Annotated in this window: 21 protein-coding genes and 1 tRNA gene; 12 read left to right on the top strand and 10 right to left on the bottom strand. The window is 38.5% G+C overall.

The annotated features are described in order from the left end of the window. The first annotated feature begins 65 nt into the window (after positions 1 to 65). A complete protein-coding gene (gene ubiA / locus GM552_RS00180) occupies positions 66 to 983 on the top strand; it encodes a 4-hydroxybenzoate octaprenyltransferase (protein WP_370533569.1) in 918 nt (305 codons plus the stop codon). Beyond that, the gene (locus GM552_RS00175; RefSeq protein ID WP_155564761.1) at positions 980 to 1,630 is read left to right on the top strand and encodes a methyltransferase; all 651 of its coding nucleotides are present in this window, start codon (positions 980 to 982) and stop codon (positions 1,628 to 1,630) included. The genes ubiA and GM552_RS00175 overlap by 4 nt, the downstream gene beginning before the upstream one ends. Here GM552_RS00175 and GM552_RS00170 read toward each other — a convergent pair. From GM552_RS00170 to queE, 3 genes are read right to left on the bottom strand one after another with little or no spacing between them, the layout of a single operon-like run. Next, positions 1,627 to 2,160, bottom strand: coding sequence for a 6-carboxytetrahydropterin synthase (locus GM552_RS00170; protein ID WP_198197871.1), 534 nt, complete (start codon positions 2,158 to 2,160; stop codon positions 1,627 to 1,629). The genes GM552_RS00175 and GM552_RS00170 overlap by 4 nt on opposite strands. Beyond that, positions 2,153 to 2,884: a 7-cyano-7-deazaguanine synthase QueC gene (gene queC, locus GM552_RS00165; RefSeq protein ID WP_155564759.1), complete on the bottom strand. Its 732-nt coding sequence runs from the start codon at positions 2,882 to 2,884 to the stop codon at positions 2,153 to 2,155. Before queC ends, GM552_RS00170 begins: the two co-directional genes overlap by 8 nt. After that, entirely contained in the window at positions 2,884 to 3,519 is a 636-nt protein-coding gene (gene queE, locus GM552_RS00160; RefSeq protein ID WP_155564758.1) for a 7-carboxy-7-deazaguanine synthase, read from the bottom strand. Before queE ends, queC begins: the two co-directional genes overlap by 1 nt. A 234-nt stretch (positions 3,520 to 3,753) precedes the next feature. On the opposite strand from queE, the gene GM552_RS00155 reads away from it, so the two are divergent. The 5 genes from GM552_RS00155 to GM552_RS00135 all read left to right on the top strand — a co-directional run bounded on the left by GM552_RS00155 (position 3,754) and on the right by GM552_RS00135 (position 7,238). After that, complete coding sequence (locus GM552_RS00155; protein ID WP_155564757.1) at positions 3,754 to 4,647, top strand: LysR family transcriptional regulator; 894 nt, start codon at positions 3,754 to 3,756, stop codon at positions 4,645 to 4,647. Between the two features lie 255 nt (positions 4,648 to 4,902). Beyond that, complete coding sequence (locus GM552_RS00150) at positions 4,903 to 5,871, top strand: quinone oxidoreductase (protein ID WP_155564756.1); 969 nt, start codon at positions 4,903 to 4,905, stop codon at positions 5,869 to 5,871. Between the two features lie 57 nt (positions 5,872 to 5,928). Next, on the top strand, positions 5,929 to 6,708 hold the full coding sequence (locus GM552_RS00145; protein ID WP_155564755.1) for a glucose 1-dehydrogenase: 780 nt from the start codon (positions 5,929 to 5,931) through the stop codon (positions 6,706 to 6,708). Between the two features lie 153 nt (positions 6,709 to 6,861). Beyond that, positions 6,862 to 7,077: an SDR family NAD(P)-dependent oxidoreductase gene (locus GM552_RS00140; protein WP_155564754.1), complete on the top strand. Its 216-nt coding sequence runs from the start codon at positions 6,862 to 6,864 to the stop codon at positions 7,075 to 7,077. Then, positions 7,074 to 7,238 carry a hypothetical protein gene (locus GM552_RS00135; RefSeq protein WP_155564753.1) on the top strand — a complete coding sequence of 55 codons (165 nt, stop codon included), beginning with the start codon at positions 7,074 to 7,076 and terminating at the stop codon, positions 7,236 to 7,238. The genes GM552_RS00140 and GM552_RS00135 overlap by 4 nt, the downstream gene beginning before the upstream one ends. Before the next feature lie 51 nt (positions 7,239 to 7,289). Here GM552_RS00135 and GM552_RS00130 read toward each other — a convergent pair whose 3' ends face one another. From GM552_RS00130 to GM552_RS00120, 3 genes are all read right to left on the bottom strand, one after another. Continuing rightward, positions 7,290 to 8,609, bottom strand: coding sequence for an MFS transporter (locus tag GM552_RS00130; RefSeq protein WP_155564752.1), 1,320 nt, complete (start codon positions 8,607 to 8,609; stop codon positions 7,290 to 7,292). A gap of 191 nt (positions 8,610 to 8,800) precedes the next feature. Beyond that, complete coding sequence (locus GM552_RS00125; protein WP_110439221.1) at positions 8,801 to 9,073, bottom strand: hypothetical protein; 273 nt, start codon at positions 9,071 to 9,073, stop codon at positions 8,801 to 8,803. 64 nt (positions 9,074 to 9,137) lie between these two features. Continuing rightward, on the bottom strand, positions 9,138 to 9,410 hold the full coding sequence (locus tag GM552_RS00120; protein ID WP_155564751.1) for a hypothetical protein: 273 nt from the start codon (positions 9,408 to 9,410) through the stop codon (positions 9,138 to 9,140). A gap of 225 nt (positions 9,411 to 9,635) precedes the next feature. Here GM552_RS00120 and GM552_RS00115 point away from each other — a divergent pair, with 225 nt between their 5' ends. After that, complete coding sequence (locus GM552_RS00115; protein WP_155564750.1) at positions 9,636 to 10,415, top strand: hypothetical protein; 780 nt, start codon at positions 9,636 to 9,638, stop codon at positions 10,413 to 10,415. Positions 10,416 to 10,493: 78 nt separating this feature from the next. On the opposite strand, the gene hemJ is transcribed toward GM552_RS00115, so the two are convergent. The 3 genes from hemJ to hemE are packed head-to-tail and all read right to left on the bottom strand — an operon-like array spanning position 10,494 to position 12,759. Beyond that, complete coding sequence (gene hemJ / locus GM552_RS00110; RefSeq protein WP_110439218.1) at positions 10,494 to 10,943, bottom strand: protoporphyrinogen oxidase HemJ; 450 nt, start codon at positions 10,941 to 10,943, stop codon at positions 10,494 to 10,496. A 2-nt stretch (positions 10,944 to 10,945) separates the two neighbouring features. After that, on the bottom strand, positions 10,946 to 11,680 hold the full coding sequence (locus GM552_RS00105) for an HAD family phosphatase (RefSeq protein ID WP_155564749.1): 735 nt from the start codon (positions 11,678 to 11,680) through the stop codon (positions 10,946 to 10,948). A gap of 14 nt (positions 11,681 to 11,694) precedes the next feature. Beyond that, a complete protein-coding gene (gene hemE, locus GM552_RS00100; protein WP_155564748.1) occupies positions 11,695 to 12,759 on the bottom strand; it encodes a uroporphyrinogen decarboxylase in 1,065 nt (354 codons plus the stop codon). A gap of 468 nt (positions 12,760 to 13,227) precedes the next feature. Between hemE and GM552_RS00095 the strand changes: the two genes are divergently transcribed. Both GM552_RS00095 and GM552_RS00090 read left to right on the top strand, forming a co-directional pair. Then, complete coding sequence (locus GM552_RS00095; protein WP_155564747.1) at positions 13,228 to 13,668, top strand: carboxymuconolactone decarboxylase family protein; 441 nt, start codon at positions 13,228 to 13,230, stop codon at positions 13,666 to 13,668. Between the two features lie 216 nt (positions 13,669 to 13,884). Then, positions 13,885 to 13,960: transfer RNA gene (locus tag GM552_RS00090), tRNA-Ala, on the top strand. A gap of 245 nt (positions 13,961 to 14,205) precedes the next feature. Here GM552_RS00090 and GM552_RS00085 read toward each other — a convergent pair. Continuing rightward, positions 14,206 to 19,185, bottom strand: coding sequence for a type ISP restriction/modification enzyme (locus GM552_RS00085; RefSeq protein ID WP_155564746.1), 4,980 nt, complete (start codon positions 19,183 to 19,185; stop codon positions 14,206 to 14,208). A 280-nt stretch (positions 19,186 to 19,465) separates the two neighbouring features. Here GM552_RS00085 and dalD point away from each other — a divergent pair, with 280 nt between their 5' ends. Together dalD and GM552_RS00075 are read left to right on the top strand one after the other, a co-directional pair. Beyond that, positions 19,466 to 20,842 (top strand): D-arabinitol 4-dehydrogenase, encoded by a 1,377-nt coding sequence (gene dalD / locus GM552_RS00080; RefSeq protein WP_230882710.1) that lies wholly within the window; start codon positions 19,466 to 19,468, stop codon positions 20,840 to 20,842. Positions 20,843 to 20,941: 99 nt separating this feature from the next. Beyond that, complete coding sequence (locus tag GM552_RS00075) at positions 20,942 to 21,844, top strand: glycosyltransferase family 2 protein (RefSeq protein WP_155564745.1); 903 nt, start codon at positions 20,942 to 20,944, stop codon at positions 21,842 to 21,844. The last annotated feature ends 65 nt before the right edge of the window (positions 21,845 to 21,909 follow it).

Raw genomic sequence — 21,909 nt, 5'->3', positions numbered from 1 at the left:
AAAATCCATAAAGCTTTTACACCATCCTCGATATTCAGGCACAAATTTACCTTTTGGAATTAACTGTGAATCAAAAATCATCATATTCTGATATCAATGTATCAAGTTGGATTAATTTTTTACCGTCTTCCTTAAAACCTTATGCCATCTTATCCAGACTGGATCGCCCGATTGGAAACTGGCTTCTCTTTATCCCGGGGTTATGGGGAATCCTATTACCCCATCAAATCAATTGGGCAATACGCTTAAAACTCATATTTCTTTTTGCGCTGGGCAGTATCATCATGCGCAGCGCCGGTTGTGTTGTAAATGATATATGGGATCGTGATTTTGACCGTCAGGTTACCAGAACACAACAAAGGCCCCTTGCAAATAATACAATTTCCCTAAAAAGAGCAGTTTGTTTTTTACTTGTTCTCTTGGCTCTTGGTTTTCTCATTCTATTACAGCTAAATCCGCTTTCATGGCTTTTGGGCGCTTCCTCCCTAATTCTTGTTGCTCTCTATCCTGGTGCAAAAAGAATTTTTGCCTGGCCACAACTTGTTCTGGGATTTACATTTGGATTTGGTGCCCCCCTTGGATATACCGCCGCTACAGGCTGTTTATCCTGGTCCCAATTTGCGTTATATACCGCAACTATTTTTTGGCAAATCGGTTTTGATACTATTTACGGATATCAGGATATAGAAGATGATCAACGAATTGGTGTCAAATCAACCGCCCGATGGGCCGGGGAGGCAGGAAAGATTTTCGTGGGTACAAATTATGGCTTTTGTATCATAATGTTATTGATTGCCATGATTTTAAATCAGAATAGCTGGGTTTCTTTCTGTGCCCTTCTCTTACCCTTGAGCCATTTTATATGGCAGCTTAAAAACTTTGACTTATGCAACCCAACCTGTTGCCTAATATTGTTCAAATCCAATCGTGATGCCGGTATATTGATCGCCTTGGCTTTATTAATGGGAAATATTTTTCAATGAATCCGGCACTATTCCAAAAATTTATTTCCGATTATACCATTTTAAAAGAAGTTGATTTTGTTCCGGAAATTTCACTTTATCAAGCCAGTGATATTACACCTATTTGGCAAGCGACTGAAAACTGGCTTGCCGAGCAAAATATTGAACCGCCTTTCTGGGCTTTTGCCTGGCCTGGAGGAAAAGCACTCGCACGGTATATTATAGATCATCCTCGATTTGTTAAACAGAAAAAAGTCCTGGATTTTGCAGCAGGATGTGGAATTGCCGCCATTGCAGCGGGCAAAAACAACGCGCAATTTATTGAAGTCGCAGATATTGACCCTCTGGCACAGCAAGCATGTGCATCAAATGCAAAGGCCAATCATATTCTTCTAGATAAAAATTCCAAAAATATTGTTGGACTACCCTGTCAATGGGATCTAATTCTTTGTGGTGACGTTTGTTATGAAGCCCCGATGACCAGGCATATCTGGCCCTGGCTAAAAAAATGTGCCGCCACCGGTGCACAGGTCATTATTGCAGATCCTGGACGTAATTATTTACCCAAAGAAGAACTTTTCCCTATTCATGAATATAATATTCCGACAACAATGGAACTGGAAGATTGTACCAGTCGTCACACGATATTATATCAACTCACCCTCTAGATTTCCAAATCAGAAATTGACATATCCGGCCGTTCCCACCAATGACCTTGTCCATTTTCCGATTGGGGAACAAAATCAAAAGGATTGCCCGAAAAACTGACCGTATTTGTCGGGGTTTCCTTGATATCGATTTTAAAACAATATAAGCCGGTTTTTTCTGCATCCAAAATTTTATTGACCTTGATCATTAATAAACAAGCCATTAATTCAGTTGTTGGATCACCTGGTGTCACGACTAAATGCCTTACACGTTTTGGTTCATTTTTGATAAACCAGGGCAAAAGGGGATCATCTTCTGAAAGCTGAAAAGAATGATCTATGGAACCATCCACAAATTGATGCCATTTCTTTTTTGCATAATAGAAAGGAAGGACCATATTTGCAGAACCATCCAGTCTTTCCGCTTCATGAGCCTTTAAATAAACGCTCACCTCTTCATTATGCCCATGCGGTGTGGCACAAATATCTCCAGCCCCGTGAATCAAACGATGCCCCATAGAATAACGACGAGTAAAAACCAAATCAAACACCAAACATTTCCTTTTGCCGCAAATAGGTCTCCCATCCAGCCTGACGTAATTCGCAGGCAGGACAATGACCACAACCATATCCCCATTCATGATAATGGGTACGATCGCCCAAATAACAACTATGCGTTTCCTTATTGATTAATTCAATAAGTGAATCATTTCCCAAAGTTTCAGCCAATTTCCATTCTGCAGCCTTGTCAAGCCACATTAATGGTGTATGCAAAACAAATCGCGTATTCATTCCCAGATTAAGCGCAACCTGCAAAGCTTTTAACGTATCGTCCCGACAATCAGGATATCCTGAAAAATCTGTTTCACACATGCCACCAACCAAATGCCGCAAATTTCTTCTGTTTGCAATAATCGCGGCATAAGTTAAAAAAAGTAAATTCCTTCCAGGAACAAAGGTCGAAGGTAATCCCTGCTTATTCCATTCAATTTCGGTTTCCCGCGTTAAGGATGTATCAGAAATCGCTCCCAAATCTGATAATTTCAAAATATGATCCTCTCCAAGACGCTCTTTCCATTCCGGTTGAATATTCAAGATCTTTTCGCGAATTACCGAACGGCATTCCATTTCCACAAAATGACGTTGTCCATAATCAAATCCTAGCGTCTCGACAATTGGGAAATGTGTCAAAGCCCAGGCCAAACAGGTTGTTGAATCCTGGCCTCCCGAAAATAAAACCAGGGCCCCTTCTGAAAAATCTGCTGTTTTTTTCATTATGGAATTCCTATTAATTTATGTGTTTGCAATGAAAGGTACCATTTTGGATTATCCTGACAGTATTGGATTGCCTGACGCAAATGTTTATCTCTCTGCTCATCATCCCTAGGCTGCAAACGAAAACTCTTAAAAGATAATGATTCAAATTTCTGGGGATTCATCGCTTCTTGTGGATACACTAATTTCAATTCATCCCCATGCATTTGCATTAGGGCAGCCCCTTGTTTGGGACTTACACAAATCCAATCCACCCCTTTTGGTACAGGCATCGTTCCATTTGTCTCAACAGCAATAAAAAAACCTTTTTTCTTCAGAACATCAATCAAGGATTTATCTAGCTGCAACAAAGGTTCCCCTCCGGTAAAAACAACAAAACGATAGGAAGTGTCCCTTTCTCCCCAATGTTTTTCAATAGCTATGGCCAACGAATTTGCATCTTCAAATCGTCCACCACCAGAACCATCCATTCCGACAAAATCTGTATCACAAAACTGACAAATCGCAGTAGCTCGGTCTTTTTCCTGTCCGGACCACAAGTTACAACCGGAGAAACGGCAAAAAACCGCTGTCCTGCCTGCAAAATAGCCTTCTCCCTGCAAGGTAAGAAAAATTTCTTTTACTGCATAGCTCATTATCTTAATTTCAAAACTGTTCAAACAATCAATGAAGTATTCTAGTACCATATAATTTTTTATCTTTTAAAGATAAAATTTATTACAGGTTTTCCTTGTATACAAAATTTGAAATTGTTTCGAATGGAAATTCGAATACACTATATATATGAAATAATTCTTTAATTTCTAACCAAACTTTAAAATTTATTCTTCAATTTAATATTCTTATTTTTTCAAACCTATGACAATAAAATGAAAAAAACGACACTTAATGCATTGCAATCATTTTTGGCCGTAGCACGAAATAAAAGCTTTACAAAAGCTGCAGCTGAATTAGGAATAACTCCATCAGCTTTAAGCCATATAATCAAAGATCTTGAAGAACAACTTGGTTTACGATTACTCGCCAGAACGACACGCAATGTTTCTCCAACCAAAATTGGTGAACAATTAATAACATCGGTTGGATTTCATTTAAATCAAATAAATTTGGAACTTGAAAAGCTCAATGAATTACGTGGTAAACCAGTAGGTACTATAAGAATAACTTGTACTGATGATTCTATTGAAATGTGTCTAAGACCTCTTTTAAAAGATTTTTTTATACAATACCCTGATATTATCTTAGAATTACATATCAATTATGAATTTATAAATATTATAGAACATAAATTTGATGCCGGTATTCGTCTTGTAAATTCCATAGACAAAGATATGATTGCTGTTCGTATAGGAACCAATTGGCGCATGGCTGTAGTCGGGTCTCCTGATTATTTTCAACAAAATTCATTTCCAACAACCCCATATGAATTGATCCATCATAAATGCATCAATATTCGACATAATAATTCCGGAAACATTTATGCCTGGGAATTCAGAAAACATAATGAAAAATTCACGGTCAAAGTTAATGGGCCTCTCATTTTAAATAGCAGTTTACAAATGTTGAATAGTGCCCTTGATGGAATAGGTTTGGCCTTTATTCCCCAACCACTTGCTGCACCTTATTTACACAATGGTCAATTACAAGAGACATTGAATGATTGGTGCCCTGTTTTCCAAGGATTTCACCTATATTATCCCAATCGTAGAAATATGTCGTTAGCCTTTTCTAATTTTATCCAAGCTATTCGATATAGAGATTAAATCAATTTCTATTAACAGTTTACTTGAAAAATTTGAATCAATATCAAGAAATTCATACAGATGATCTTGAAATTCAATATTTTTATTTGTGATTTTTTCTCATAACCACATAAAATTTATTAAATCTAATCACGTTAATCTATTCCCTTTATAATTAAATCCATCCGCAATTTTTAAATCATCCATTCTATTGATTTTATTAAAAAATCTACGACACGAATTGAAAATACATTTACAAATCTAGGAATACAGATAATGAAAGCCATACAAATTCATAATTATGGTGATCCAAATGTTTTAAATTATGAAGAGATACCTATTATTCACCCCAAAGCTGGAGAGGTTCTTATCCGTAATCGAGCAATTGGAGTCAATTTTGTCGATATTTATTTAAGAAAAGGGATTTTCAATACACCACTTCCATTTATTCCAGGTAAAGAGGGGGCTGGCGATATTATTGCCATTGGTGAGGGAGTAAAAGATTTTTCTGTTGGGGATCGAGTAGCTTATATCGAAACCTTGGGTGCTTATGCAGAACAAACAATTGTTCCTGTACATTTTCTTGTACCCTTGCCTGATAACATCTCTTATGAAACCGCAGCCGCATCCTTACTCAAAGGATTAACAGCCCGGTTTTTAATCCGACAAACCTTTCAAGTTAAGGCCAACCATATTCTTTTAGTGCATGCGGCGGCAGGTGGTGTTGGACGTATCCTTACACAATGGGCCAAACATCTTGGAGCAATTATTATCGGTACCGTTGGTTCTTCGGAAAAAATCAGAATTGCCAAACAAAATGGTTGTGACTATGTAATAAACTATAATGAATGTGATTTTGTGACACAAGTTAAAACCATCACTCATGGTCAGGGATGTCATGTTGTTTATGATAGTATTGGTAAAAAAACCTTTCCTGGTTCACTGGATTGCCTGCGTCCTTTTGGTTGTTTTGTTAGTTTTGGCTTTTCTTCAGGACTTATTCCGCCTTTTGATATTCTAACTTTATTAGAAAAAGGATCGCTTTATGCAACTTGGCCTGGCTTAACAACATATCTTTCCAAACGTTCCGACGTGCTTTCCATGAGTAAAGAGTTTTTTGATATTGTTTCGAATAATATTGTAAAAATTCAATCACCTTTTCAGTTATCTTTGGCACACGCTGCTGAAGCCCATCAGCGACTTGAATCACGCAAACTCACAAAAGCCACTGTACTGATTCCCTAAACAAAAGAATAAATAATAATTTTCATTAAATTGCTACTAGGAAAAAGGAATTAAAAAATGACTATAAATCAAAATAAACGTTTTACTGATAAAGTTGCCTTTATTACAGGTGCAGCAGGAGGTATTGGTAAGGCCACAGCCCTTGCTTTTGCAAGAGAAGGAGCAAATATAATTTTAGTGGATCTGGACGAATTTAGGTTGGAGGAAACCGTAAACCTTATTGAAAAAATTGGGCAACATGCCTTGGCTATTACTGCTGATGTAAGAAATAGCAAACAGATAAAAAATACTGTCGATCGTGCAGTTGCCACGTTTGGTCATATTGATCTAGCATTTAATAATGCTGGTGTTGAACAACCTGTTGGACCGATTGGTGAAGTTACAGAAGACGATTGGTACCATTATATTAATATAAACCTAAATGGTGTTTTCTTATGTATGAAATATCTTATTCCAGTTATGCTTAGGAATGATGGGGGATCAATCGTTAATACTTCTTCCAGTGCAGGCATTATTGGTATTAAAGGGCAAGCTGCTTATGCCGCGACTAAATTTGGTATTATCGGTCTTACCAAATGTGCCGCACTTGATTATGCAAAATCAAACATTCGGATCAATGCCATTTGTCCTGGTATTATTGACACGCCAATGATTGAGCGATTCAGTGGTGGTACGCCTGAAGGAAAAGCTCGTGTAATTGCTCAAGAACCTATTGGCCGTCTTGGTAGACCTGAGGAAATCGCTGCTGCTGTATTATGGCTTAGTTCCAAAGAAGCTGCCTTTACTACTGGTCATGCCATGATTGTGGATGGTGGTCAGACTATTGGTATCAATTAAATATAATTGATTTTGTAAATCCTTATTTATAAAATCAAATAAAAATAAACTAAAACACTATTATATTGCCTATAAATAAAATATCTATTTCAAAAAAAGGTAGTTTTACGAAACTCAAAGGCAAAACAGCCACTATTACAGGAACAAGTAGCGGTGTCAGTAAAAAAAGAAGATATACAACAAATTCTGTCAACCACTTTCCAAAACCTTAATAAAGTTGATATTTTATTTAATGGCACAGGAATTTTTGACATGCGACCTTTATTGGATGAATCATGGGATGTCTTTGATCAATTATTTACCGTTAATGTAAAAGAATCATTTTTTTCTTATGCAAACTGTTGCCAAACAAATGGTAGAACAAAATGAAGATGGAAAAATTATCAATCTGTCATTTCAGGCTGCTCCCCCTGGGACGAATGGAATTGCCAGAAAATTTTATGGGAGCGACCTTATTTCTGGCATCTTCTGACTCAAATTATATATCTGGCCAGACATTAAATATTGATAACGAGAATTATATAAATTAATTACAAAAACTGTCAAAATAAATATTACTGACAGTTTTGTTTTATCATAATCTAATTTTCCAAAATAATCTGATCATATTCTGGTTCAGTTCCATTTTCTTGAAATTTGACTCTTTCCTCTTTTGAAGGCTGTTTCACTTTAATCAATAACGTTAATAAGGCGGCAAAAACATATAGTCCCATATAAATTCCGATTGCTCCCCCAACCCCCAAGAAAGGTACCGCTGTAGTGGCAATAGCCGGACCAAGAAAATTGCTCAATCCGGCTGACAAATTATATATTGAAACAGCCGCCCCTTTATGATGCGGTTCCAGAGTTGTAAAAATAGCAGTCATAGGCATAAAAGAAGCAACCGTAATTCCAAACAAAGTTGCCGGTATCATTGCCATCCAAATATTATGACCATATGTTATTGGAATGTAATAAAAACTGAAACAGGCAAAAACACCACCAATACAACCAACCCAGCGTAATTGCCGTAACCAACCAATATAATCTGCCAAAATACCCCATAAAATATTTGTAAAAATCGTAACAAACAAAAATAGTGTCCAGATATTTTGCCATTCAGTTTTAGAAAATCCCAATCCATGATCCTGGGATGTTTTTCCAACTAAAAACCAAGGCATTACAACAGAAAATCCAAATAAAGGTGTCGTATTAATGATACGAACCAGCGCAGCCATAAATATATTCTTGTTTCTGAATAAGATGGTAATTGCCTGACCTAATTCAGCTGTTTTCTCTTTAAAAGTCAGATTGGCTTTTTCCTTGTTGGTCCTTGCATTATGCAACGTAATTAATGCAATCAGTCCACCGACAATAACCCAACCCAGAGACATCCATAAAGTATTGTATTCCCCAATCACCGGATTTATAAATCCTGGCAAAAAACCACCTATAACACCAAACCCAACAGAATATGCCGCCCAAAACCATCCCATTGCATTAGAAATTTGCAATTTATCAACATTGTAAATAACAAGCACAACAAAAGAATATAGAAACAAAGGATAGCCAAGTCCTCGAATGCCATAAAAAATCACCATCATCCAATAATTGTGATAGGTGAGGCCAAATATCATGAAGAATATATGCATGGCTGCCCAAATGGCAAATCCTGCAAACATCGCTTTTTGTGGAGTAATAATTTCCGCAACAACCCCAGAACACCATGCGGACAAGGCAACCATTAACCCATAGACAGTAAAGACAAAACCTGACTGTGCTTCAGAAAATCCTATATCAGTTATATATTTCGATAAAAAAGCGGCCTCAAATCCATCCCCGGCCATAAATATCGCAATTGCAATATATCCCCAAATCAAAGGAACCATCATAAAACCAAATAAAGGCTTTTCTGTATTCATAAAAATAATCCTTTATCCATAAGGTTAAAGAATTATTATCAATTCAATTTATTGTTATTATAGATTTACTTTCGTAATTTTCCATATATATTTGCCAATACTTTTTTATAATAATTTTAATATTTAAACGTTATATTGCTTTGCTGTTTAATAGATATACAAAGCAATATAATCAAGAATTCATGTGATGATCAGAATTGTATTGCAGTTATACAAGCAATCGCACCAAAAACAATACCTGGAGCGTTTGAGATTGCCACGGGCCAGTCTTTGATTTTAACAGCGTACCAAACCCATAATGCACCATTTACAGCAGCCACAGCCGGTTGATAAGGAGGTGTAATTTGACCATGAAGATTATCAATAATCTGAAAAACATATGAAACATACATACAACATGCTGTTATGGTGGCTATCCAACCCACAATATGAATGTATTTGGGAATTTGATCTTTTTCTAACATTTTTATTCTTTACCTTAGAATTATTGCAAGTTTTCTATTACGAAAATTAGTTCGAAAAATTATTTTATTGATAAAACAATGCAGTAATCGCAGCGATAATTCCAAATAAAATTCCAGGAGCATTCGCGATCGCTACGGGCCAGTTTTTGACACGTACAGCATACCATACCCACAGTATACAGTTTAAGGCAGCCACAGCGGGCTGATAAGGTGGAGTTGGATGACCATTAAGATTATTGATAATTTGAGGAATATAAGATACATACATAAAACATGCCGTAAGAATTCCGATTGTGCTTACAATATGTAAATATGTGGGAATTCGTGTATTGGTCATTTTGCAACTTTCTCAATAATAAGTTTAGAATTGTATCGTAGTATTCACCTTTATATATTTACGAAGGAAAGAAAAAACAATTAATAACATTAATTTATATTACAATAATAACTTTAATTAACAAATATTTTTTAAAATATAAAGATTAATTACTCTATATTTTTTATAATATTATTAAAATCCTGATATATTTCATTCTTTTTGTTATTTTTTAAAGGAAATTCTATGTTAAAAAAATTTTTATACATTTTTATATTTCTTATGATTATTTGCAATAGCTTCATTGCAAAAACCAATGCAAAGGATCCTTTTTTTATTCAAGAAGATCATTATGAAAACTGGTCGCTAACCAGAAATTACACTCGAACCTGGTTAACTTATACCGGACAGAATAATGATCTTGCAATAAGATTGCATCCTTACAGCTATTCATTAAGAATTTCCATTACCCTTAACAAATTACGGAGCAATCAACCCGTTATTGAACTAGATGTTGGTGATTTTACCTGTGAACTAAAGAAAGAGGAAACAGGCACTTACAAAACTGTCCTGGAACCTATTAGTACCGTTCAATTTATCAATAATCTGAAACAACAAAAAATATTCACATTAATTGTTGATGAACAAAAAAATTACACTATTCCCCTGAAGGGAATCAATAAGGCAATAAATGAAATGGAAAATTTCGCCAAAGATCATTACATTATTCTTCCCCCTCCATTTTCCTCAAAAATTGACGAATTCACGACAATGGATATACCCAATATCGTTCCTCCAGATCTATATCCCTTATTCAGACAACAGGCTGCACTGGCTAGAAAATGCAAAGAGGAAAAAAATGATAGGGAAACCTGCGAGAAAGAATATTCAACTGTTCTTGGTTTGCTAAAACAAAACAATATCTGTCAAAAAGAAAAAAATCAGTTCATGTTATCCTATAACAAATCCTCTCCAAAATCCTATCAATGGGTCAGTTGTAACGCTTCCCAGAAAGATAATGATTAAGGACTGATCCTGTATGAACAGCAATTGTTACAATTTATATTTGTAACAATTGCTGTAATTAAAAATATTTTTAAAATATTAAAAAGGCTGCACAATAACCATGATAACAATAATAATCATTAATATTGTAGGAATCTCATTCATCCAGCGATAAAATTTTTCAGAATGATGATTGTTATTTGCAGCAAATTGCCGACGCCAACGTGAACAAAACCCATGATATCCTGTTAAGATCAATAAAGCCACCAGCTTAACCACCCACCATTTTGCATGCCAATCAATGATCCCAGGAGTCAAGGCCAATAAAATTCCAAATAAAAAAGCCGCCATCATTGCAGGATTAATAATATAACGAAGCAATTTATACTCCATTATTTTAAATCTTTCATTTTCATCTGTTTCTTTGTTTACCTGACAATGATAGACAAATAACCGGGGCAAGTAAAACTGACCTGCCATCCAGGCAATAACTGAAATGACATGCAAAGCTTTTATCCACAGGACATAAGGCAATAGAGAGGACATCATTACTAATGTTCCCTGTTATGCTGAGATTGAACAATTTCCTTTATGATATCAGTAGCTTTCTGAAGAGAATCAACACGGATGACCCCTTTATAATTTGGTGCTGCTTTATTTAAATCCCTCAATAACATACAGGCCATCCCCGCATCATAGGCAGCTTTTAAACCTGTATCAGAATCTTCGATAACCAGACATTCATCAGGGTTAACCCCCTCTTTTTCAGCAGCATACAAATAAAGGTCAGGAAAAGGCTTTGAATTTCTAACCTCATAAGCAGAATGAATACGATCCTTGGGAAACCACTTCATCAATCCGGTTTTCTCAAATTTTGTTTTCATTTCCTCCTGTGAGGAATTCGAGCCGACACGATAAGGTATTTTCAAATCATGTAGGGTTTGCAGAATTGATTCAACGCCAGGAATTTTTTCCACATTGCCGAACATGCCCTCGACAACCTTTTTATGTGCTTCCTCAGCCCAGTTATCCGGTAAATTCCTTTTTGCATGCTTGGCTATCTTTTTTCCGATATCCACCATTTGCACTCCGGTAAATTCTTCACGGGCCTGTTTATCGGTTATGTTCCATCCGTATTGACGAGCTTCCTTTCCCATAATTTCTGCCACAATATGCTCACTTTCAACCAGAACACCATCGCAATCAAAAATAACCAGTTTTAAAGATCCATTAGTATGAACTGCCTGCGGTGCCTGTTGAATGACCTGTTTTATTCTATCGTCCATTCCCAATCTCCCAATTATTTCAAATTATGTACAGTGTTAACCAATTCTTCGACATGTTCAATAGGGGTTGCAGGTAATATTCCATGACCTAGGTTAAAAATATGTGGCCTGTTTTTCAATTCATGACATAAGCGATAAATTTCCTTCTGAAGCATGTTCCCGCCATATAACAGACACAAGGGATCAAGATTACCCTGGAATCCAACTGTGGGGGATACCTGACGGTTTAAAAAGGATATATCGTTATACTGATCCACTCCAACCGTATTTAAACCTGTCCGTTCAATATAGGTTAGCAGTTGTGCCCCGGCCAACCGCGGAAAACCGATAATCGGGACCAGAGGATAGACCTGTCTGATTCTGTCAATGATTTGTCGGGTGGGATCAATGACATAACGCTGAAACAGGGTTGAAGGGAGCAGACCTGCCCAACTGTCAAAAAGCATAATGGCTTCGGCACCGGCCCTTACTTGATGACAAAGATAGGTTGCTGTTGTTTCTGCAAGAAGATCAATGATCTTATCAAACAAGTCAGGATTTTGATAAATCATTTTAAACACAGTTGAAAAATCTTTCGAGGATTTACCTTCAACCATGTAACAGGCAACTGTAAAAGGCGATCCTGTAAATCCCATCAGGGTTACCGATCCAGGTAAGGCTTTTCCAATCGATTCACCGCTATTAAGCAATTTATTCAGATTTTGCAGGGTGATCAGGACCGGTTCAATTTTTTTATCAATCTGTTCCGGATGGAGTTTTTTCAGATCCTCCTCCGAATGAATAGGGTGTAAAATGGGGCCTTTTCCTTCAACAAACTGTAATTTTTGTCCCATCGCCCATGGCAGGATTAAAATATCTGAAAAAAGGATGGCGGTGTCAAAAGCAAAACGTCTTATGGGTTGCAATGTTATTTCAGCGGCAAGATCAGGTGTCAGACAACGTGTAAGAAAATCAGCCTGTTCCCTTAATTTTCGAAATTCAGGTAAAAATCTTCCTGCCTGTCGCATCATCCATAAAGGGGGTGGCCATATTTTTTCCCCTTTCAGAACTTTCATCAATTTTTTTTCAGATTTTAACATTCATATTCTTTCTTTTTCGTCTTGATAAAACAGTATCAAAATTTTTTTTCTTTTTCATGTCCTTTAAAATAAAAAGAAAATTTAAATTTTTTAATGTTTGTTTATAAATCCTGTTAGTACTGTGGTACCCGTTATTTAAAAAATGTACCCCATTTTTCCAACAGAGTGTACAGTTTTTAACAGGTTGAATTCATTAAATAAATTTAGGTTATCCAGATATTGTTAAACCAATCCTGTGTACAACTCACTGAAAAATAAAAAAGGGTACAATCCCCGGTACTCAGTACCTAACTGTTTTTCTTGAAATTTAATCCCCATGTACCTCATTGTACCCCAATCATAAAATCAGATGAAAAATTGTCAGAATCGATTTGGAAAAACCGAGAATAAAATTCATTGTAAATACATCTTATAATAGGTATTCTTTATTATGGGAAACCAAAATTTATTTTAGAAAGAGAATTTGAGATGGTAGAAAAACGACTGAATTATTTTAAGGCTGCTCCTGAAATGATGAAGGCCATGTGGAATTTGGAAGAGGCTTCAAAAAAGTCAATCCTTCCCGTTTCATTGAGGGAATTGGTAAAGATAAGGGCTTCCCAGATTAATGGCTGCGCTTTCTGCATTGATATCCATACCAAGGATGCCCTGGCTGCGGGCGAGGATTTGAAACGGATCTTGACCCTCAGTGCCTGGCGGGAGACATCCTATTTCAATGAACGGGAACAGGCTGCCTTATTATGGACGGAAACACTGACGCTTGTATCGGAAAAACATGCTCCTGATGAAATTTACAGTCAGGTCAGAAAACATTTTGATGATCAGGAAATTGTCGAGTTGACGGTTACCATTAATGTTATCAATGCCTGGAACCGTTTTGCGATCGCTTTTGCGACCAAACCTGAATAATTGATGAAATCCGGGATGTTTGTTGTTGGTTCAATCAATAATTGCTGTTCGGATGATAGATATGTTCGGATTTTGTTTTGAATATCTTTCCTGAAGTGGAGATTAATCAAAGAAAGCCGGAATATTGTCTGAATTTTTCATCATTTGATAAAAATTAAAAGTTACCATTTTTAACTTGCCATCTACAGGTTTAACCGTTATATATTTTTTTCAAAAGGGGCCATAGCTCAGTTGGGAGAGCGTCTGAATGGCATTCAGAAGGTCAGGGGTTCGATTCCCCTTGGCTCCACCATTTAAACGGGTTGGATATTGCCAATTCCTGACAGATACCTTGTTTTTCCTAAAAAAATCCATATTTACCTATCATGTTCTTGCCAGTTCATGACAGACTATGTGATAAAAAGTGGGTACAATATTTTGAATTATTAAATTCGCTTTCTTAAGAAACAAGTTTCAACGATAACATTCTATCCGCATTACAATTGGTTTCGGAATGATATATGAGGATAGTTCCTTGAATATCATTTCTGTTGACTGTTACAGTTTCAGTTTAGGCAAGGCATTGACAATTTTGCTTGTTGCCAGACTGACAGTGATGACACGAAGAAATAGTTCAAGCGGATATTTTGGATCATGCATGGTTTCAATGGCCCAGTCGTTGGCATCATTGGCAATGCCTGTTTTTTTGTCTGTTGTAACGGATTGGCGTTCCATAACCCATTCCAGGGCCGATTTTCCATTTACGATATAGTCATAGGCCTCCTCAGGTATGTTTCTGATGGTGAAACAGTCATTGTAAATGACTTCCGTTTTCTGGTTTCTTTGGGGAAATCTCATTTTGTTAACGTGAAATTCATGGTCTTTCCCCCCGACAATTCCTGATGGGGTAAGGGTTAACCCATCAATTTCAACCCTGGTGTAACAGTCAACAGTTTCATAATTCAGGTGCAGGTCGGCAAGCATGCGTCCCGCCTGTGTGAAGGCGGTAAAATCATCAAATGACTTGACACGGGGAATACGGGGAAGCTCCTTGGTCAGATTGTCCTCATAACGGCTGCGGTAATCTTCACTGTGAAGCAGGCCGTAAATGTAATAGAAAATATCCTCCCTGGTAATGGCCTGATCGGGATAGGCGGCCTGAAAATGTTTTAGGGCATCATTGGTGATGGCGTCCCGTCTTTTGGGTGTTTCCTTTTCCAACAAATCATTTTCACGGGGGGAAATGTCATAGAGATATAGGGGAAAACACTGGCCGTTGGCTTGTAATTGTACATCTGGAATAACATTGCATATTATACAGCTGAATTTTTTTGTAACTCCCAAACCTGTAATACTGATAACTCGATTATCAGTCTGTGCAGTTGGAAAAATCTGTGGCATTTGATAACGTCTTTCATTGAAATATTTATTAAAATACAAATAAGATTTCGTGAAGGGACGATATAGGGATTTATACAGGGAGGAAGAATCAAATTTATATTTTTTTCCTTTTTCTAAATTTTTTTTATTATCAACTCCCCATGAAAACCTGGTTGAATCAAAAATGACGAAATCTTCAGCCTTTATAATTTTGGTGGATTGGGGTTGGGCAAGATAGCGATCAACCTCGTCATTGTAGAACTGAATGGAATTTTGGATATTGGCAATCAATTTTTTGGATGAGGCATTATAAACCCAGGCATCTCTACTTGTTGCAACGCCACGAGAATAGTTGTCAAATATGCTTATTGTCTGCCTATCCTTTTTATCACCCATGGAGATATGGGTATTGAAATCGGGATCACGCTGATTGATCCAGTCATTGAACCGGTCAGGAACAATATTGATCCAGCCATTGTGTCGGGTGATTCCATCGATATTGCCGAATTTCCGTATTGTTTCCAGTTTTTGCTGACGGGTGAGGTAATCTCCAATATCATGGAAATATATTTGTCCCCTCTGGTTTTTATTGGGGTTTTTAACCAGAATTGAAATGGCAATGGGGGCACGACTGCCTGAACCAAAAATTTGTCCCCCTTCTTTTCGTGCTGTTTCACTTGCAGTTCTTGTATTACCGCGTAAATGAAAAATATAAAGGCTGGTGAATTCTTCAGCCAGACATTTTCTCAAACCATCACCAGTGTTGCTGTCGATAAAGCTGGCATTGCTGACAAATCCGAGAACACCGCATTCCATGATTCGATCCGATGCCCAGCGGATGGCCCTTATGTAACTGTCATACAACGCGTTTTTATTGGTTGCCGTTGAATATTTGGCATAGGTTTCACGAATTCTTTCATCCAGGTCTGGATAGGAAAGATTGGCATTATTGTCATTGGCGGATTCCTGCCCAGCGGAATAGGGCGGATTGCTCATGATAACCTGAATGTCAAGCGCCTGCTGACGGGAAACCCGTTCATTGTTTTCCTTTAGCAGGATATCCTTCCCGATATCCTTTTGCCTGCCTTTCGCCATTTCGAACGTGTCGGCCAGACAGATTCCGGCAAAGGATGTATATCCCCCTTCTTTCTTTTCTGTTTTGTCAGTATCGTTTTGTTGCGTCATTATACTGTGATAGGTTGATTCAATATTGATCGTGGCGATATAATAGGCCAGCAGGACAATCTCATTGGCATGGATTTCACGTTTATATTTGTGGGGTAGTTTGTCCTTTGTGATAATGCCGCTTTGCAGCATCCTTGTGATGAAGGTTCCGGTACCTGCAAAGGGCTCAAGAATATGGACATTGGGTTCGGCGAGACTGCTGCCAAATTCGGTTTTCAGGACATGCTCGATGCTGTGGATGATGAAATCCACCACCTCAACCGGTGTGTAGACAATTCCCAGCCTTTCGGTCATGCGTGGAAAGGCATTGCGAAAGAATTTGTCATATAGCTCGATGATGATGCGCTGTCTGCCCTGTGCGCTGTCAATGCCCGTGGCACGCATTTTTACGGATTCGTAAAAGGCCTGCAGGGTTGCACGTTCCTTGTCCAGTTTCTCCCTGTCCAGCTGTTCAAGGATTTTCTGCATTGCCTTTGAAATGGGATTGTGCTCGGTAAACCGGTAATGTCCGAACAGGGCGTCAAAGACAGGTTTTGTGACCATATGCTGGGCCAGCATTTCAATGATTTCATGATCATCGAGATTTGGGTTGATATCGTCCCGCAACTCGTTGGCAAATTCGTTGAAAAGATGAATGGCCTGATGATTTTTCGGGTTGTCCAGAATGTGCTGGATGCGATCGATATGGGTTTGGGCAATTTTGGCGACATCATTTGCCCAGTCCTCCCAGTGATGCCGGTTTCCACATTTTTTAACGATTTTGGCATAGAGGGCCCGTTCAATTTCCCCAACCTCAAAGACCAGGTCTCCCTGCCGGTTCGATGCGGGTTGGGAAGCCTGGCCAATAATATGGCTTTTTCTCGCCCTGGCCACTAATTCCTGAGATCTGGTTTGCTTTTGTCTTTTGGGGCTGATCTTGTCGGCAACAGCGATCACCTCTATTCTTGAGGGGGCCTTTCCATTGAATTCCAGCTTGTTGATGGTTGCGTCAAAACGGTCATCATGGGAACGGAGGGCATTAAGAACCTGCCATACAACACGATAGGTCTGATTGTCATCCAGTGCCTTTTCAGGCTCAATTCCTGCCGGTATGACAATGGGCAGTATGACATATCCCAACTTTTTTCCGGGTGCCTTGCGCATAACCCGGCCAACGGATTGAACCACGTCCACCTGGGATGAACGGGATGTCAGGAAAAGAACGGCATCCAGTGCCGGAACATCTACCCCTTCGGACAGGCATCGGACATTTGACAGTATGCGACAGGTATTTTCTGGTATTTCGGATTTCAGCCATTCCAGTTTCGTTTCCTTTTCCCCCGCGTTCATTCCCCCATCAATATGTTCTGCCTCGCAAGTCATGCTCAAGGCCCTGTCCGGAAGTGCGTCAGGATTTTCTTTTGAACGTTCTTCGGTTTCGTGATGTTGATATTGTTCAACAACCTTGCCAAACATCTCGGCGATTAGTTTGGAACTGACTTTGTGTGTCCTGCCTTTATAGGTTGCCTCAATGACCTGGCAAAAGGCAACGGCGCGTTGCATGGGATCCGCCGAATTATCGGGATTTTCATACAGACCCTGTTTAGACAGGGCTTTCCAGCAACCAACGATTTTTGCCGCATCATCAACCTTCAAGGCATTATCCTGATCCTTCAGCAATTCTTGCAGGCGTCTGTTGATGTGGCTTTCCTCCACGGCCAGAACGATGACTTTGTAATCAACCAGCAAGCTCCGTGATACGGCCTGGGAAAATGTGATGACATATAAATCCTCACCATAGATAGCCGGATCATCCATTGAATAGACGACAATAGATTCATCCCTGGCCTTTTTCTTGCTGGCTTCGGCATAAATCCGGGGGGTTGCGGTCATGTATAAACGTTTTTTTCCAAGAATATATTCATTGTCATGAATTCTGACAAATGCGGATTCATCATCCCCCTCATATGTTGCACCCGTCGTACGGTGTGCTTCATCACAGATGACCAGATCGAATGCCGGAATGGCGTTTTCATCCTGTTGCGCCTGGTTAAGAACCTCGATGGAATGATAGGTTGAAAAAATGACCGTCATGGCTTCGGGATTATTATCAAGGGCCACGTGAAACGCTTTTTTCAAACTTTCGGCATGGGTTGTTGCCGGATATTGCAAATCACTGATTCCCGCAATGACACGGTCATCCTCCCTGGCATGTTTCTTGCCTACATCACTGTCTGAACATACCGCGAAACTGTTTATTCCAATGGCACTCTCTTGCGTCCATTCTGTAAGGCTCTGACTGAGCAGGGAAAGGCTTGGAACCAGAAATAATACGGTTTTCCCCTTACCTGCCATGGTTTCGGCAATTTTTAGCGAGGTAAATGTTTTTCCTGTACCACATGCCATGATCAGTTTGCCGCGATCCGCGGTTTTCAGGCCATGTTGCACGGCTTCCAGGGCGGACGCCTGATGATCAAGCAGCTTTTTCTTGGGTTTTAAAACCGGTTTTTCTTCATGCAAGTATTTTGACCAGTCAATAACACTCTGTTCCAAGTGATGCAGATCGATCTTGCTGACCGGGGGATTCTGATTTTCCAGGGCATTTTCAGCATTTTCTGTCCATTTGTCAGTCGTGGATATGATATAGCGATAGGTAAAATATTTCTTGCCCGAAGCGGTAAAGAAGCTGTCTATGTCATTTTTGCTGATTGTCCTGTCCGGATCATAGTTTTTGCATTGAAAGGCATGAAGTTCATTATTCAAAGTGACCCCGACCAAATCAATACCCGTGTCCTTTTTATCTGTGATGTTCAGGATCTTTCCATAACAGGACACCCAGTCAGAATAGGGTAAAATATCTTTGTATTTATTTTTATAAGCCGGTTCAGTTTTGAAATACTTGATCATCAGGTTTTCAAAACTGGTTCCCTTATCCCGTTCCGTTTGCGTTGCATGACGGAATTGTTCCAGTAAATTCTGTAATGCCGAGGTCATTTTAAATGATGAATACTAAAAAGAAATTAACAAATAATCAAAATTATTAAATTTTCTTACCTTTTTGAAATAACATTGTTGGTAAATATCGTTCCATTCCATCAAATTATTTTGATAAATCAATTAATTTATTAATAATCGGTCAATTGATTATGATTCGCATTGTCTAAAATATTTATTAATTATTTCAATTGGTTATATAATATGTTTTAATACAGAACATAATTTCATTCACAATGATCCTGCAATATTAGGTACAATCATCTCAAGGGGTTCAGTCATGACAAATATATGGATGCATATTGGTATTGGTTCTTTTCAGCGTGCCCATCAGGCATGGTATCTTCATCGTTTGTTACAGGAAAATACCAGGGAAAAATGGATTGTGGCGGCTGGGGGGATACGCAAGGATACGGCTCCGTTGTTGGACGCCCTGTCAAAACAGGATGGTCAGTATATATTGGAAACCGTCACCCCAAAAGGTGAACGAGATTATGAAAAAATCACATCTATTCAAAAAATCCTGCCCTATGATGATAAAATGCAAGGCCTTGTTGAACAGGGGATCAGGCCTGAAACAAAAATTATTGCTTTTACCGTTACAGAAGGTGGATATTACCTGGATACCAATCATCAGCTTGATAAGAGCAGCAGGGATATCCAGTCTGAACTCAAGGGTGAAATCTGCACGATTTATGGTGCCTTAAAGGCAATTCTAAAGGAAAGAATTAGAAAGGGTGGCCAACCTGTCACCCTGTTAAGTTGTGATAATTTACGTCACAATGGGGAACGTTTCAGAAACGGGTTTATCGAATTCCTGAAACTGTCTCGGGAAGACCAGTTGCTGGAATGGGTAAGGAAAAACACTTCCTCTCCAAATACTATGGTGGATCGTATCACCCCCCGTCCCTCAGCCGATTTACCGGAACGGGTATATGGGGCCACGCATTTCAGGGATGCCGCCCCCGTTATGGCGGAATCATTCATTCAATGGGTTATCGAGGATCATTTTATCGATGGTCGCCCCGAACTTGAGAAAGTCGGGGTTGAAATGGTAAAATCGGTTGATCCATGGGAAGAGGCAAAAATTCGTATCCTGAATTCAAGTCACAGTTGTGTCGCTTGGGCGGGAACCTTGGCAGGGCTCTCCTTTATTCATGAGGATGTGGCCAATGCTGAGATCAGGAAAATGGCATGGAATTATGTTACAGAGGACGTTATCCCTTGTCTGACACCAAGTCCCCTTGATTTGGCCAGATACAGGGATGTTGTATTGGATCGTTTTAGTAATCCGTATATAAAAGATACGAATCAACGCGTGGCTGCAGACAGTTTTTCCAAAATCCCGGGGTTTATTACACCCACCTTAACCGAATGTTACGATCGGGGTAAAACACCTGATGCAACTGCCGTTTTACCGGCATTATTTTTTGTTTTCCTGGAAAATTATGTAAAGGATCTAATTCCCTATCAATATCAAGATGGTATTATGGATCAGCAAGCTGTTCACGAAATGTTCAAGGCAGGGGACCCCGTTGCGGAATATGCGGGAGACAAAATGCTGTTCGGGAAATTGGCAGGCAAACCAGAATTTGTAAAATTATTACACAACAAAATTAATTATTTGAGAGGTTGGCAGAAAAAAGTTAATAATTAGTTATGAAACCCTTAACCAGCATTAAAGCCTGTTGAGTGTCAATTACACCAGAATTGAGGGTTATTTTAATGAATTTAATTTTGTGAAGTTGATAATTTTATGAAAATTGGTATTGCAATAACTACATTTAACCGGATTGAATATTTAATAGAACAAATACGCCTGATCCAAAAGTTTTCCTTGAATGAATATGAACTGATTGTATGTGACGATGGTTCAACAGATGAAACGGTTGATGTTTTAAACAGGGAAAAAATAAATTACATCACGGGAAAGAACAAGGGTATCGCCTGGAATAAAAACAGGGGGATTTACTACTTGGCCAACTATACGCAAGCCGATATGTTTATTTTACTGGATGATGATATTTTCCCAACGATGTATGGATGGGATGTGGAATGGGCAAAGGCAGCCCAAATTCATGGACATGTCACCTTTGTCGTTCCAGAATGGAAGGACAAATTGCTTTATGGTGATTGTAATGCGCAGAATCCGGGCATATCCCCACTAATTGCGGGTTCATGTATCACGGTCAGCAGGGAGGCTTTTCCCCTGGTCGGTTATATGGATAACCGTTTTGGGCGTTATGGACATGAACATACGGATTATTCAACAAGATATGTTAAATCTGGATTTGGGGGAATTATCAGGGAAGATAATTCCATCGTTTATGCGGTTATGGATAGTGGATTAAAATTGATGCCCATTCCCTCAACAGGTTCCCCAGAAGAAGCAAGAAATAATGAAAAAACGTTAAATGACCTAAAAGAGGAGCCGCTTTTCCGGTACCCCTGGTTTTCACGAAATCAAAAACAGGAATTCCTGAATGATTTAAAAGATAAAAGTCAAATAGTTCATTTAAAAGAATGGGACATTATTCGTGAATTTGATCAGGATTTTTATCTGGAAACCTATCCTGATGTGAAAGCGGCAGGTATTAACCCTGTTCAGCATTATATTCTTTATGGATGTAAAGAAAATCGAAAAATTAAACCAGAATAATGAAACGTATTTATTATCTTCTATTGGAATTTTAAAAGTTAATAATTAATTAATAAATGAGGTGC

This window comes from Commensalibacter sp. ESL0382, from assembly GCF_009725775.1.
Taxonomy (GTDB): domain Bacteria; phylum Pseudomonadota; class Alphaproteobacteria; order Acetobacterales; family Acetobacteraceae; genus Commensalibacter; species Commensalibacter melissae.
The sequence above is the reverse complement of the archived record's forward strand: the minus strand, read 5'-3'. Positions and strand labels throughout refer to the sequence as shown.

Coding starts and splice junctions, on each gene's coding strand:
- GM552_RS00135 (WP_155564753.1), top strand. CDS start 7,074: ATGAAGATGGAAAAATTATCAATCTGTCATTTCAGGCTGCTCCCCCTG.
- GM552_RS00150 (WP_155564756.1), top strand. CDS start 4,903: ATGAAAGCCATACAAATTCATAATTATGGTGATCCAAATGTTTTAAAT.
- GM552_RS00075 (WP_155564745.1), top strand. CDS start 20,942: ATGAAAATTGGTATTGCAATAACTACATTTAACCGGATTGAATATTTA.
- GM552_RS00145 (WP_155564755.1), top strand. CDS start 5,929: ATGACTATAAATCAAAATAAACGTTTTACTGATAAAGTTGCCTTTATT.
- GM552_RS00085 (WP_155564746.1), bottom strand. CDS start 19,185: ATGACCTCGGCATTACAGAATTTACTGGAACAATTCCGTCATGCAACG.
- GM552_RS00125 (WP_110439221.1), bottom strand. CDS start 9,073: ATGTTAGAAAAAGATCAAATTCCCAAATACATTCATATTGTGGGTTGG.
- GM552_RS00105 (WP_155564749.1), bottom strand. CDS start 11,680: ATGGACGATAGAATAAAACAGGTCATTCAACAGGCACCGCAGGCAGTT.
- GM552_RS00115 (WP_155564750.1), top strand. CDS start 9,636: ATGTTAAAAAAATTTTTATACATTTTTATATTTCTTATGATTATTTGC.
- queC (WP_155564759.1), bottom strand. CDS start 2,884: ATGAAAAAAACAGCAGATTTTTCAGAAGGGGCCCTGGTTTTATTTTCG.
- hemJ (WP_110439218.1), bottom strand. CDS start 10,943: ATGATGTCCTCTCTATTGCCTTATGTCCTGTGGATAAAAGCTTTGCAT.
- GM552_RS00120 (WP_155564751.1), bottom strand. CDS start 9,410: ATGACCAATACACGAATTCCCACATATTTACATATTGTAAGCACAATC.
- GM552_RS00155 (WP_155564757.1), top strand. CDS start 3,754: ATGAAAAAAACGACACTTAATGCATTGCAATCATTTTTGGCCGTAGCA.
- GM552_RS00175 (WP_155564761.1), top strand. CDS start 980: ATGAATCCGGCACTATTCCAAAAATTTATTTCCGATTATACCATTTTA.
- hemE (WP_155564748.1), bottom strand. CDS start 12,759: ATGTTAAAATCTGAAAAAAAATTGATGAAAGTTCTGAAAGGGGAAAAA.
- GM552_RS00130 (WP_155564752.1), bottom strand. CDS start 8,609: ATGAATACAGAAAAGCCTTTATTTGGTTTTATGATGGTTCCTTTGATT.
- GM552_RS00095 (WP_155564747.1), top strand. CDS start 13,228: ATGGTAGAAAAACGACTGAATTATTTTAAGGCTGCTCCTGAAATGATG.
- queE (WP_155564758.1), bottom strand. CDS start 3,519: ATGAGCTATGCAGTAAAAGAAATTTTTCTTACCTTGCAGGGAGAAGGC.
- dalD (WP_230882710.1), top strand. CDS start 19,466: ATGACAAATATATGGATGCATATTGGTATTGGTTCTTTTCAGCGTGCC.